The sequence below is a fragment of the Burkholderia sp. NFPP32 genome, from assembly GCF_900119325.1.
Classification (GTDB): Bacteria; Pseudomonadota; Gammaproteobacteria; order Burkholderiales; family Burkholderiaceae; genus Burkholderia; species Burkholderia pyrrocinia_C.
In genome coordinates this window covers 108,064-121,675 of the sequence record NZ_FPJP01000017.1, presented here as the reverse complement: position 1 = coordinate 121,675, position 13,612 = coordinate 108,064, and the positions used below count along the sequence as shown (strand labels likewise).

Genomic DNA, 13,612 nt, shown 5'->3' with positions numbered 1-13,612 from the left:
GCCGCCCTGCCCGCGCTACTGCCCCGACTGCGCGAGCGGGCCTTGCGCGCGCTGCGCCGTTCCCGACGGCCAGCCGCCAGCGAGCGCCTTGTACAGCGCGACCGTCGATGCCGCGCTGCGCGTGCGCGCGTCGGCCGCCGCATCCTGCGCCTGCAGCAGCGTCCGTTGCGCGTCGAGCACTTCGTAGTAGTCGATCGCGCCGGCCGAGAAGCGCGTCTGCGCGAGCTGCGCGGCACGTGCGCTGTCGTCCGCGGCACGCACGAGGTGCGTTGTCTCGTCACGCGTGCGTGCGACGCGCAGCAGCGCGTTCTCCGTTTCCTCCAGCGCATCGAGCACGGTCTGCCGGTACTGCGCGAGCTGGCCGGCCGCTTCCGCATCGCTCGCGGCGATCCGCGCACGCACGCGGCCGACGTCGAGGAACGACCAGTCGATCCCGAGCGCGATCAGGTTCGTGTCGCTGCCCGCGCGGAAGAACCCGTAGCTGCTCGTCGCGCTGCCGAGCAACCCCGACAGCGTGAAGCGCGGAAACAGGTCGGCCGTCGCGACGCCGACGCGTGCGGTCGCCGCGTGCAGCCGCGCCTCGGCGGCCGCGACATCGGGGCGCCGGCGCAGCAGGTCGCCCGGCGTGCCGGGATCGATGTCGGCGGCAAGCGCCGGCAGCGGCACGGGCGTGCCCGCCGAAGCGATGGCCTTCGGGAGATCGAACCGGCCGATCAGCGCATCCGGCGTCTGCCCGGTCAGCACCGCGAGCCGGTGCTCGTCGACGCCGATCGCGGCTTCGTACACGGCAATCCGCGACGTCGTCGATTCGTACTGCGCCCGCGCACGCGCCGCATCGAGTTCGGAGCCGCGCCCGGCGCCGACGCGCGCATTGATCAGCGCGAGCGTCTGCTTCTGGTTGTCGGCGTTGTCGCGCGCGATCCGCAACCGCTCCTGCGAGCCGCGCAGATCGACGTACGTGCTCGCGACCTCGCCGGCGATCGCGACACGCACCGCGCGCACGTCCGCCGCGCTCGCAACCGTTTCCGCGCGCTGTGATTCGATCGAGCGGCGCACGCGACCGAACAGGTCGAGTTCCCACGCCGCGTTGATCCCGACGCTGGAGATCGGCGTATCGCGCTGGCTGCGCGGCGCGCCGAACGCCTGGTCCTTGCTCATCAGTTGATGACCGATCCGGCCGCTCGCGGTGATCGTCGGATAGCGGTCGAACGTCGCCTGCGACAGCAGCGCGTTCGACGCGTCGTAGCGCGACACGGCAACCTGCAGGTCCTGGTTCGCCGCGAGCGCCGTGTCGATCAGCCGCGTCAGCGCCGGATCGCCGAAGCCGCGCCAGAACGCGGCATCGGCATCGGCCGACGCGTCGGGCGGCATATCGGACGGTGACGCGTCACGCTGCGTCGCCGGCTGTGCGTCGCGCGCGAACCGCGCGGCCGTGGCCGTGTCGGGCCGTTTGAAATCGAGGCCAACCGCGCACGCGGCCAGCATCACCGACATCGCGAGCGCGGAAAGACGGAAAGCGGCGCTCATCGGGTTTCTCCTTCGAGGGTGCCGTGCTGTTCGCTCCAGACGGCCGGCGTGCCGCCCGCGAGCTTGCGGATCGCCACGTAGAACACAGGTGTCAGGAACAGCCCGAACAGCGTGACGCCCAGCATTCCCGCGAACACGGTGACGCCGGTGGCCGCGCGCACTTCGCTGCCCGCGCCGCTGCCGATCAGCAGCGGCACCGAGCCGGCGATGAATGCGACCGACGTCATCACGATCGGGCGCAGCCGCAGCTTGCATGCCTCGAGCGCGGCTTCGATCACGCCCTTGCCCTGGATTTCGAGCTCGCGTGCGAACTCGACGATCAGGATCGCGTTCTTGCACGCGAGCCCCATCAGCACGACGAGACCGACCTGCACGAACACATTGTTGTCGCCGCCCGACAGCCACACGCCGAACAGCGCCGCGCACATGCACACGGGCACGATCAGGATCACCGCGAGCGGCAGCGTCCAGCTCTCGTACAGCGATGCGAGCACGAGGAACACGAGCATCACCGCGAGCGGGAACACGACGATCGCCGCGTTGCTTTGCGTGACCTGCTGGTAGCTGAGGTCGGTCCATTCGAGCGTGATGCCGGGCGGCAGCACCTCCTTCGCGATCTGCTGGAGCTTCGCGATCGCCTGCGACGACGACATCGCCTTCGGATCGGCGTCGCCGATCAGGTCGGCGGCCGGATAGCCGTTGTAGCGGACGACCGGGTCGGGCCCGTACGCGGGCCCCACCGTCACCATCGAGCCGATCGGCACCATCTCGCCCTTCGCGTTGCGCGTGCGCAGGTTCGCGATGTCGGCGGCCGTCTGCCGGTGACCGGCATCGGCCTGCGCCATCACGCGATACACGCGGCCGAACACGTTGAAGTCGTTCACGTACATCGAGCCGAGATAAACCTGCAGCGTGTTGAACAGGTCGGTCAGCGCGACGCCCTGCGCCTTCGCCTTCAGCCGGTCGACCTTCACCTCGAGCTGCGGGATGTTCGCCTGGTAAGAGCTGACGGGGTAGCTCATCCCCGGCGTCTTCGCGACCGCGGCCTGGAACGCGGCAAGCGCGTTCTGCAGCGCCCCGTAGCCGAGCCCGCCGCGATCTTCCAGGTACAGCGAGTAGCCGGAGCCGTTGCCGAGGCCCTGGATCGGCGGCGGCATCAGCGCATAGGTGATGCCGCCGCCGATGGCCGCGAAGCGCGCGTTCAGGTCCGCGTTGATCTGCGCGGCGCTGCGGTGACGCTGGTCGAACGGCTTCAGGATCACGTACGAGTTCGTGATGTTCGGCGTGTTCACGCCCTGCAGCGCATTCAGCCCGGCAAACGCCGGCACCATCTCGACGCCGTCGGTGCCGAGCGCGATCTTCGTCATCTGCTCGGTCACCGCGCTGGTGCGCGCGAGCGACGCGCCTTCCGGCAGCTTCGCACCCGCGAACAGGTACAGCTTGTCCTGCACGGGGATGAAGCCGCCCGGCACCGCGTTGAACAACAGCGCGGTGGCCGCGAGCAGTGCCGCGTAGACCGCGAACACCACGCCGCGCCGTTTCAGCGTACGCGCGACGACGCCGTGATAGCGCTCGGAACTGCGCTCGAAGAAGCGGTTGAACGGATGGAACAGCCAGCCGAATGCGCGGTCGAGCGCACGCGTGAGCGCATCCTTCGGCGCGCCGTGCGGGCGCAGCAGCTTCGCGGCGAGCGCGGGCGACAGCGTCAGCGAGTTGATTGCGGAGATCACCGTCGAGATCGCGATCGTCACCGCGAACTGCCTGTAGAACTGGCCCGTGACGCCCGACATGAACGCCATCGGCACGAACACCGCGCACAGCACGAGCGCGATCGCGACGATCGGCCCCGACACCTCGCGCATCGCCTGGTGTGCGGCATCGCGCGGACTCAGCCCCTGCGCGATGTTGCGCTCGACGTTCTCGACGACGACGATCGCATCGTCGACGACGATCCCGATCGCGAGCACGAGCCCGAACAGCGTCAGCGTGTTGATCGAATAGCCGAGCAGATGGAGAAACGCGAACGTGCCGACCACCGACACGGGCACCGCGACGAGCGGAATGATCGACGCGCGCCAGGTCTGCAGGAACAGGATCACAACGAGCACGACCAGCACGACGGCCTCGATCAGCGTGTGCTGCACCGCGCGGATCGATTCGCGCACGAACACGGTCGGGTCCCACACGGGGCGATATGCGACGCCGGGCGGGAAGCGCTTCGACAGTTCGTCGAGCTTCGCATACACGGCCTTCGCGACGTCGAGCGCGTTCGCGCCCGGCGACAGGAAGATGCCGACCACGGCCGAATGCCTGTCGTTGAAATACGAGCGCAGTGTGTAGTCGCCCGCGCCGAGCTCGATGCGCGCGACGTCGGACAGCTTCACGACCTGGCCGTCGTCGCCGTTGCGCAGCACGATGTCACTGAATTCCTGCACCGTGCGCAGGCGGCCGCGCACGTTGATCGACACGAGGAAGTCGTTCGCCTTCGGCGACGGCTCCGCGCCGAGCTGGCCGGCCGACACCTGCACGTTCTGCTCGCGCACGGCCGCGATCACGTCGCTCGCGGTCAGCCCGCGCGATGCGAGCCGGTTCGGGTCGAGCCAGAGCCGCATCGCGTAGTCGCCCGAGCCGTACACGCCGACGTCGCCGATGCCGGTGAGCCGCGACAGCTCGTCCTTCACGTGCAGCGTCAGGTAGTTGCGCAGGTACAGCGAATCGCGGCTGTTGTCCGGCGAATAGAGGCTCACGTACATCAGCGGCGTCGGCGACTGCTTCTGCGTGGTCACGCCGTACTGGCGCACCTCGTCGGGCAGGCGCGACAGCGCCTGGCTCACGCGGTTCTGCACGCGCACGGCGGCCGTGTCGGGATCGACGCCCTGCAGGAACGTGACGACGACCTGCAGGCTGCCGTCCGACCCGGCGACCGACTTCATGTACATGATGCCTTCGACGCCGTTGATCGCCTCTTCCAGCGGTTCGGCGACCGATTCGGCGATTTCCTTCGGGTTCGCGCCCGGGTACGTCGCACGCACGACGACGCTCGGCGGCACGACTTCCGGGTATTCGCCGGCCGGCAGCATCGGGATCGAGATCAGGCCAATCGCGAAGATGACGATCGACAGCACGACCGCGAAGATCGGCCGGTCGATGAAGAATCGGGAGAAATCCATTACATGCCTCCCTTCATTGCGCGGCCGGCGCGCCGGCGTCGGCACGCACGGGCAGCGCCTTCGGCTTCACCTGCGCGCCCGGATAGTAGATCCGCTGCACGCCGTCGACCACCACGCGGTCGCCCGCCTGCAGCCCCTTCTCGACGATCCGCTCGCCCTCGAGCTCGCGGCCGATCGTCACGTCGCGCCGCAGCGCCTTGTCGCCGGGGCCGATCACGTACACGTACTTGCGGTCCTGGTCGGTGAGCACGGCCTTGTCGTCGACGAGCAGCGCATCCTGGTCGCGGCCGCTGACGAGCTGCACACGCGCATACAGCCCCGGCGTGAACGTGTGGTTCGCGTTGGTCAGCCGCACGCGCGCGCGGATCGTGCCGGTTTGCGGATCGAGCCGGTTGTCGAGGAAGTCGACGGTGCCCGCGTGCGGGAAAGCCGTCTCGTTCGCAAGACCCACGCGCACCGGATCGGCGCCGATCGCGCGATGCTTCGGATCGGCCCGCCGCGCGTTATAGCGCAGGTAGCTCTGCTCGTCGCAGTCGAAATACACGTAAACCGGATCCTGCGATACGACGGTCGTCAGCAGCGTATCGTCCGCGCGCGCGAGGTTGCCGGCAGTCGCGACCGCGCGGCCGACGCGGCCCGCGATCGGCGCGCGCACTTCGGTGAAGCCGAGGTTGAGCTTTGCATCGGCGACGGCCGCGTCGGCCGCCTGCAGGTCCGCGCGCGCCTGCTCGGCGGTGGCGCGCGCGTTGTCGAGTTCCTCCTGGGAAGTTGCATGCGCATCGATCAGCGTCTGCACGCGCTTGAGCTGTACGTTCGCAAGGCTCGCGGCCGCGCGAGCCCGCTGCTGCTGCGCGTTCGCGCGGTCGAGCGCGATCCGGTACGGTCGCGGGTCGATCTCGAACAGCAACGCGCCCTGCGCGACGAGGTCGCCCTCCTTGTAGGCAACGCGCTGCAGATAGCCGCTCACGCGCGGCCGCAGTTCGACTGCGTCGACCGCTTCGACGCGACCGTTGAATTCGTCAGCGAGGCGGACCGTACGCGGCGCGACGGTTGCGACGCCGACTTCGGGAAGCGAATAGGCTGACGCTGCACCTTTGCCGTCGTGACAGCCCGACAACGCCAGCAGCAATGCGCAAGTGGCGCCGAAAGGCGACGTCCTGCGTAGGGATAAGGAGAACATGATGCCTCGCGACGGGTTAAACTGCCGCGTAGCATAAAAGTTGAAGTTAACTTCAAGTCAAGCTTTTCCCGGAGAACGCCATGGGTACCCCGGAAGAACCGAAATGGCCGCTGATGTCGATCCGCGAAGTGGCCGCGCGCAGCGGCGTACCGGCGTCGACGCTGCGGTTCTACGAGACGCGTGGGCTCATCAAGTCGCACCGGAACGGCTCGAGCCATCGTCACTATTCGCGCGCGGTGCTGCGGCTGATCGCGTTCATCGTGTTCGCGCAGAAGATCGGTTATTCGCTCGACGAGATTGCCGAGCAGCTCGTCAGCCTCCCCGAGGACACCGCGCCGAGCAACAAGGACTGGCAGCGGCTGTCGCGCGGCTGGAAGCAGCGCGTCGCGAGCCGGATCGAGGAGCTGCAGCGGCTCTACATCAACCTCGACGAGTGCATCGGCTGCGGCTGCCTGTCGCTGAAGCGCTGCAAGCTGACCAACCCGGAAGACCGCGCGGGCCGCAACGGGCCCGGCGCAAGGCGCTGGCTCGGCGACAAGCCGCCTACGGACGTCGAATGATGCGTGGGCCGGGAACGGCGCGTAATGGCGCGCGGAACGCTGTGAGCGAACCGGGTCTGGTTGCCGCGACATGACCGCGCGCATCATGCGCGCGGCGCTCAGTCGCCGATGATGTTGAGCGCGGCGGTGAGCACGGCCTGCTTGAACGCGTCCCGCTGCGTCGGCAGCGACGTGAACGCCAGCATCATGTGGCTGTACGACACCGTCGTGCCGATCGCGCTCGCGATCATGAAGAACAGCACGTTCGGATCGACCGCGCGGATCGCGCCGGCCTGCACGGCGTCCGACAGCAGCGGGAACATCACGTCGTGATACGGTCGCACGATCCGCTCCTGCAGTCGGTCGAGCCGCCCACCCTCCTCCGTTGCCGCCGTCGAGAAGAACATGCCGATGTCCGGCTCTTCGAATTCGTGATCGACGCACAGCTCGAGCGCGCGCCGCACGCGATCGCGATGCGGCAGTGACGACGTGCGCAACGCACGCAGCGCGTCGAACATCGGCGTCGCCAGGTCGACGATCTGCTCGACGACGGCCAGCCACAACGTTTCCTTCGTCCCGAAATGATGGGCGATCAGCGCCGCGTCGACGCCCAGCTCGCGCGCGACCTCGCGCACGCTCGTCGCGTCGTAGCCGCGCTTCGCGAACGTGCGGCGCGCGGCCCGCAGTATCACGTCCGGACCGACGGACGCGCCCGCCAGCGGCCGCCCGCGCGTACGCCGCTTCGACGGCGCGCGCTCAGTGACTTCAGCCACGTTTTCCTGCTCCCTTGAATGGTTCGAATGCCCGTGTTCGGGCCCCGGTTTCACGTCACCGGAACCGGGTTGCCTGCCCCGCTCCGTTGACACGCGAAGCCGGGAAGCGCTAGGATCATACCTTATTCATCATGTGATGATTTATTCATGACAACCCCTACACGCATCGTCATCGTCGGCGGCGGGATCGCCGGACTGCAGCTCGCGACCCGCCTGGGCGAGCGCCTCGGCCGGTCCGGGCGCGCGCAGGTCACCGTCGTCGATCGCAGTCCGACGCATATCTGGAAGCCGATGCTGCACACGATCGCGGCCGGCACGCGCGACGTCCAGCAGCAACAGGTGATCTTCCTCGCCCATGCACGCGACCACGGCTACACGTACCAGCCCGGCGAACTGAAGGGGCTCGATCGTGCGCGCCGCCGCGTGCAGCTCGGCGAGATCCGCTCGCAGGACGGCGACGTGGTGATCGAGGCCCGCGAACTCGAATACGACGTGCTGATCCTCGCGCTCGGCAGCCTGGCCAACGATTTCGGCGTGCCCGGCGTGCGCGAGCACTGCTACTTCATCGACAGCCAGCAGCAGGCCGAAACCTTCAACGAAGCGTTGCGGATGCGCGTGTTCCGCAGCATCGCGCGCGACGAGCCGTTTCGCGTTGCGATCGTCGGCGCGGGTGCGACGGGCGTGGAACTCGCGGCGGAGCTGAGCCGGTTGCTGGAAGTGGCGCAGGCGTATGGCGACGCGACGGTGCGCGAACGGCTGCAGCTGACGCTGCTCGAAAGTGGCCCGCGCATCCTCGCCGCGTTTCCGCCGCGGATTTCCGCGTCGGCGCAGCGGCGGCTCGAACAGATCGGCTTTCACGTGCTGACGTCGACGCGCGTCACGTCGGCCGACGCGAACGGTTTCCACTACGGCGACGGTTCGTACGCCGAAGCAGACCTGATGGTCTGGGCGGCCGGCGTGAAGGCGCCCGATTTCATGCAGGCGCTCGGTGGGCTCGACACGAACCGCGCGAACCAGATCGTCGTCGGGCCCACGCTGCAGGCCACGGGCGACGAGCACGTGTTCGCGATCGGCGATTGCGCGAGCCTGCTGCCCGACGGCCACGAACGGCCGCTGCCGCCGACCGCGCAGGTCGCGACGCAGCAGGCCGAGCATCTCGCGAAGCACCTGCCCGCGTGGCTCGACGGCAAGCCGATGCCGCCGTTCGCGTTCCACGATTTCGGCGCGCTGGTGTCGATCAGCGACTACGACGCGTTCGGCACGCTCGGGCAGTTCGGGTTCTTCCGCGGCGGCTTCATCCAGGGGCGTTTCGCGCAGTTCAGCCACCTGATGCTCTACCGGCGGCACCAGCAGGCGCTGCACGGTTTCTCCAAGGCGACCCTGCTGTGGATCGCCGAACGGATCAACGGCTGCGTGCAGCCGCGCATCCGCCTGTCGTGATGCCGCGCATCGCGGTGTCGCGTAACGTTTCGAGGACAACAGACATGAACGACAGTGCAGCGCCCTGGCTCATGACCGTCGCCGCGATCGGCGGCAGCTTCGACATGCCGTCCTTATCGTGGGGCATGCCGCGGCGGCGCAGCGTCACGCGCGACCGGCTGCCGTCGTGGGACGCGACGAGCCGGCCGACCATCAGCGTGCTCGAGCGGCCCACGGCCGACACCGCGATGATTTCGTGGTGCGACGCATGCACCGGGCACTACGGCTACCAGAAATGGCGGCTGTTCACGACGCGCAAGCGCGGCACCTGCGCGCTGTCGGGGCGGTCGATCGAGATCGGCGACAGCGTCTATGCGCCGAAATTGCTCGGCTCGACGCCGGGCAACGCCGCCGCGATGGTGCTGGCGGCGTGCATCGACGAAGCCTGCACCGCTCGAGGTCAGCTCGACGCAGCCTGACCGGCGCCGTAGGCCGGATCGTTGTTCTGCCGTTCCAGTTCGGCATCGAGATGCGCGGCATGCACCTCCGCCTCTGCTTCCGACATCAGCTCGCCTTCCCACTTCGCGACCACCGCGCTGGCGATCGAGTTGCCCACCGCATTCGTGGCCGAGCGGCCCATGTCGAGGAACGTGTCGACGCCGAGAATCAGCAGCAGCCCGGCTTCCGGGATGTTGAACTGGTGCAGCGTCGCCGCGATCACGACGAGCGATGCGCGCGGCACGCCGGCCATCCCCTTCGACGTCAGCATCAGGATCAGCAGCATCGTGACCTGCGTGCCGAGCGACAGATGGATGTTGTAGGCCTGCGCGATGAACAGCGACGCGAACGTGCAGTACATCATCGAGCCGTCGAGGTTGAACGAATAGCCCATCGGCATCACGAAGCTCGCGATCTTGCGCCGCACGCCGAAACGGTCGAGCGCGTCGAGGATCTTCGGATACGCGGCCTCGGAGCTCGCGGTCGCGAACGACAGCATGAACGCTTCCTTGATCAGCAGGAGCAGCTTGAACACGCGGCGGCCGAGGAACAGCAGCCCGGCGGCGACGAGCGTGGCCCACAGCAGCACGAGGCTCACGTAGAAGTCGCCCATGAACACCGCGAACTTCAGCAGGATCGACAGCCCGTTGATCGCGACGGTCGACGCCATCGCCGCCATCACCGCGAGCGGCGCGAGCTTCATCACGTAGCCGGTGATCTTGAGCATCACGTGCGACAACTGGTCGATCGCGGCGACGAGGATCTTGCCGCGCTCGCCGAGCGCCGCCAGCGCAACGCCGAAGAACAGCGAGAACACGACGATCTGCAGGATCTCGTTGTTCGCCATCGCCTCAGCGAACGACTTCGGCACCATGTGGCCGACGAAATCCTTCAGCGTGAACTTGGACGTCGCGAGATGCGCGGACGCGCCGATGTCCGGCAGCGGCAGGCCGAGGTTCTCGCCGGGCCGCAGCAGGTTCGCCATCAGCAGCCCGAGCAGCAGCGAGATCAGCGACGCGGTGACGAACCAGCCGAGCGCCTTCACGAACACGCGCCCGACGGACGACGCATCGCCCATGTGCGCAATGCCGACGACGAGCGTCGAGAACACCAGCGGGCCGATCACCATCTTGATCAGCCGCAGGAACACATCGGACACGAGCGAGATGTAGCCGGCGATTTCCACGGCCGACTGCTTGTCGGGAAGCTGCGTGAAGATCAGGTAGCCGATGAAGATGCCGGCCGCCATCGCGAGCAGGATCCAGCCTGCCGCAGACATTCGTTTGTTCATAACGGGATTCGTCGCACGGTGAAGGGGTTGACGGATGAAAGGTGCGTGTCAGGGCACGTGTGTGGCAAGCCGGTCGTACGCGCAATGCCACGCACAGGCGCCGATCGTGCTTGCGGATGTCCGCGAACGGACGCGCTGCCGCCGTCGCGGCCTTCGCGGAAACGCGAATGCGGGCGGCGGCGGTTCAGCATGATGCGATCAGGTCAGTAGCCGATCGCCGATCCGGCCGGACGGCGCGGATCGTTGTAGCCGTAGATGAAGCCGACACGCACGTTGCCGGACACGGACGAATCGTTCCCGGAACTCTGGCGGCTCGCCGCTTCGGTGCCCGGCAGGCCGACCATGATCAGCTCGGCCGCGCCCCACGGCGTCTGCTCGACCATCTTGTAGCCCATGTTGCGCAGGATCGCGAGCGTATCGGGCGACAGGCCGTAGGTTTCGTAATAGACCTCGTCGGGCAGCCACTGGTGATGGATGCGCGGCGCGGCGACCGCGTCCTGCGGCGTCATCCCGTAGTCGATCACGTTCAGCACGGTCTGCAGCGTGATCGTGATGATGCGCGACCCGCCCGGCGAGCCGACCACCATGAACACCTTGCCGTCCTTCGTCACGATGGTCGGCGCCATCGACGACAGCGGGCGCTTGCCCGGCGCGATCGAATTGCGCGTGCCCTGCACGAGGCCGAACAGGTTCTGCGCGCCGACCTTCGTGGTGAAGTCGTCCATCTCGTCGTTCAGGAAGAAGCCCGTGCCCGGCGCGATGACCACGGCGCCGAAGCGGCCGTTGACCGTATAGGTCGTCGATACCGCATTGCCGTCGTGGTCGACGATCGAGTAATGCGTCGTCTCCGGCTTCTCGTGCACGCCGACGCCGGGCTGCACGTCGACCGACGGCGTCGCCGTATCGGCATGGATGCTCTTGCGGATTTGCGCCGCGTATTCCTTGCTCGTCAGCTTCGCGACCGGATTGTCGATGAAGTTCGGATCGCCGAGCAGCGTGTTGCGATCCTCGTACGCGTGCCGCATCGCTTCGGTCATATAGTGGACCGACGCCGCGGAGTGATAGCCCAGCTTGCGCAGGTCATACCCTTCGAGGATGTTCAGCGTCTCGCACATCGTCACGCCGCCCGAACTCGGCGGCGGCGCCGACACGAACTCGTAGCCGCGGTACGTGCACTTCAGCGGGGCCATGTCGTCGGCCCGGTACGACGCGAAATCGGCCGCCGTGATCAGGCCGCCCGACTGCTTCGACGCCGCCTCGACGATCTTCGGAATCTCGCCGTGATAGAACGCGTCGGGCCCCTGCGCCGCGATCCGCTCCAGCGTGCGGGCCAGATCCTTCTGCACCAGGCGGTCGCCCGGCTGCAGCGGCGTGCCGTCGGGCCGCAGGAAGATGCGCGCCGCGTCCGGGTCCTTCTTGAAGCGGTCGATCGTCGTGTCGAGGATGTCCGTATCGCCGCGCGTCAGGATGAAGCCGTCGCGCGCGAGTCGGATCGCGGGTGCCATCACCTGCTTGCGCGTCAGCTTGCCGTATTTGCGCTGCGCGAGATCGAGGCCGGCGACCGTGCCCGGCACGCCGACGGCGCGATAGCCGTACAGGCTTTCGCCCGGGCGCACGTTGCCCGACGCGTCGAGATACATGTTCGCCGTGGCCGCGGCCGGCGCGGTCTCGCGGAAATTGATGAAGCGGTCGCGGCCGTCGGCCAGGTGCACGGTCATGAAGCCGCCGCCGCCGATGTTGCCGCAGCACGGATTGGTCACCGCCTGCGCATAACCGACCGCCACCGCCGCGTCCACCGCGTTGCCGCCTTGCTTCAGGATGTCGACGCCGATCTGCGACGCGAAGTGCTGCGACGACACGACCATGCCGTTCTTCGCTTCAACCGCGGGGTCCGAAGCGGCGAACGCGCACACGCTCAAAGCCGACAACAGGGTGAGTACGACGAGCCGCCTCATGCGGAATCCTCCAGACAAATAACCGGACCATGCCGGGATGCGCCGCCGCGTCATCGCGTGCCAACGCTGCCGATCCGGCATGTAATAAACGGTACATTCCGGCGAGGCCGCGATCATAGCACTCGCTTTTTTTCGCCAAAACCTAGGGTTAGTACTGAATTTTGCAGCGAATGCGCGCGAAAACGCTTCCGGGGAAATGTTCATTTCATTACATTGATGAACGGGCCATCTGGCCGAGTGATACGTCCCTCTAATTTCGGCCCGCGCGCGTCCCGCCGCACGTCGATCGGCTAATATGCGTGGAGTCCCGGCAGACGCACGTCTGCCGTTTGTCATTCAGATAAGAGAGCTGGAGTGCCCGATGGGGACGAGCATCAGGGCGTTGCTGTTATCCCAGATGGATAGCTTCACGCCGTCGGAACAGAAGGTTGCGCACGCGTTGCTGGATCGCTATCCGAGCCTCGGCCTCGGGCCGATCGCGAGCTTCGCGAAGCAGGCTGAAGTCAGCGATCCGACCGTGTTCCGCTTTGTCGGCCGGATCGGCTTTCCGAATTACTCGTCGTTCCAGCAGGCGCTGTACGACGAGATCGACACGGCGATGAATTCGCCGCTCGCGCGAATGGACGCGTTCCATTCGGAAACGGGCCTGCGCGACAGCCATTCGGCGATTTTCCAGCGGCTGTCAGAATCGCTCGCGGCCACGATCGAAGGGCTCGACGCGGCCGCGTTCGACGCAGCCGTGGCGTTGCTGGCCGATCCGGACGTCCGCATCTTCTGCGGCGGCGGGCGCTACACGGCGCCGCTCGCGTCGCTGTTTTCGTTCACGCTGGCCTATGCGCGCCCGCACGTGCAGTACGTCGAACCGAACGTGAATCTCGCGTCGGTCGCACTGACCGACATGGGGCGCAACGACGTGCTCGTCATCTTCGACTTTCGCCGCTACCAGAAGGACAGCATCCGCTTCGCGCAAGCCGCGCACCGGCTCGGCACGCGGATCCTGCTGATCACCGACGAATGGATGTCGCCGATCGGCAAGTTCGCGGAGATCGTGCTGCGGATCCACGGACGCCCGTTCGCGATGCTGCAGACCAATGTGCCGGCGCTGGCGCTCGCGGAAGCGCTCGTGATCGGCGTGACGAACCGGCTGCCGGAGCTGGCGCGGCAGCGGATGGAAAAGATCGAGCATCTCAATACCGGGGGGATCGATCTGGACGCCAACCAGCGCGATTTGCCCGAATGACGATCGCTCGCCATTCGGGT

The 13,612-nt window shown here is 67.3% G+C and carries 10 protein-coding genes; 4 read left to right on the top strand and 6 right to left on the bottom strand.

Translation table 11 applies throughout. The features are described 5' to 3' along the window. Positions 1-15: 15 nt before the first annotated feature. The 3 genes from BT264_RS27110 to BT264_RS27100 are packed head-to-tail and all read right to left on the bottom strand — an operon-like array spanning position 16 to position 5,877. Entirely contained in the window at positions 16-1,527 is a 1,512-nt protein-coding gene (locus BT264_RS27110; protein WP_072442465.1) for an efflux transporter outer membrane subunit, read from the bottom strand. Next, positions 1,524-4,697, bottom strand: coding sequence for an efflux RND transporter permease subunit (locus BT264_RS27105; protein ID WP_072442463.1), 3,174 nt, complete (start codon positions 4,695-4,697; stop codon positions 1,524-1,526). The genes BT264_RS27110 and BT264_RS27105 overlap by 4 nt, the downstream gene beginning before the upstream one ends. A 13-nt stretch (positions 4,698-4,710) precedes the next feature. Next, entirely contained in the window at positions 4,711-5,877 is a 1,167-nt protein-coding gene (locus BT264_RS27100; RefSeq protein ID WP_072442462.1) for an efflux RND transporter periplasmic adaptor subunit, read from the bottom strand. Positions 5,878-5,957: 80 nt separating this feature from the next. Between BT264_RS27100 and soxR the strand changes: the two genes are divergently transcribed. Then, positions 5,958-6,437 carry a redox-sensitive transcriptional activator SoxR gene (gene soxR / locus BT264_RS27095; RefSeq protein ID WP_034180419.1) on the top strand — a complete coding sequence of 160 codons (480 nt, stop codon included), beginning with the start codon at positions 5,958-5,960 and terminating at the stop codon, positions 6,435-6,437. A gap of 98 nt (positions 6,438-6,535) precedes the next feature. Here soxR and BT264_RS27090 read toward each other — a convergent pair whose 3' ends face one another. After that, on the bottom strand, positions 6,536-7,189 hold the full coding sequence (locus tag BT264_RS27090) for a TetR/AcrR family transcriptional regulator (protein WP_072442461.1): 654 nt from the start codon (positions 7,187-7,189) through the stop codon (positions 6,536-6,538). A gap of 147 nt (positions 7,190-7,336) precedes the next feature. Here BT264_RS27090 and BT264_RS27085 point away from each other — a divergent pair, with 147 nt between their 5' ends. Both BT264_RS27085 and BT264_RS27080 read left to right on the top strand, forming a co-directional pair. Next, entirely contained in the window at positions 7,337-8,629 is a 1,293-nt protein-coding gene (locus BT264_RS27085) for an NAD(P)/FAD-dependent oxidoreductase (protein ID WP_072442460.1), read from the top strand. A gap of 44 nt (positions 8,630-8,673) precedes the next feature. After that, a complete protein-coding gene (locus BT264_RS27080; RefSeq protein WP_072442459.1) occupies positions 8,674-9,087 on the top strand; it encodes a DUF3331 domain-containing protein in 414 nt (137 codons plus the stop codon). Here the strand turns inward: BT264_RS27080 and BT264_RS27075 are convergent. Beyond that, positions 9,069-10,397 carry a dicarboxylate/amino acid:cation symporter gene (locus tag BT264_RS27075; protein ID WP_072442458.1) on the bottom strand — a complete coding sequence of 443 codons (1,329 nt, stop codon included), beginning with the start codon at positions 10,395-10,397 and terminating at the stop codon, positions 9,069-9,071. The genes BT264_RS27080 and BT264_RS27075 overlap by 19 nt on opposite strands. A 203-nt stretch (positions 10,398-10,600) precedes the next feature. Continuing rightward, the gene (gene ggt, locus BT264_RS27070) at positions 10,601-12,352 is read right to left on the bottom strand and encodes a gamma-glutamyltransferase (RefSeq protein ID WP_072442457.1); all 1,752 of its coding nucleotides are present in this window, start codon (positions 12,350-12,352) and stop codon (positions 10,601-10,603) included. A gap of 361 nt (positions 12,353-12,713) precedes the next feature. Here ggt and BT264_RS27065 point away from each other — a divergent pair, with 361 nt between their 5' ends. Further along, positions 12,714-13,592, top strand: coding sequence for a MurR/RpiR family transcriptional regulator (locus tag BT264_RS27065; RefSeq protein WP_072442456.1), 879 nt, complete (start codon positions 12,714-12,716; stop codon positions 13,590-13,592). Positions 13,593-13,612: the final 20 nt, after the last annotated feature.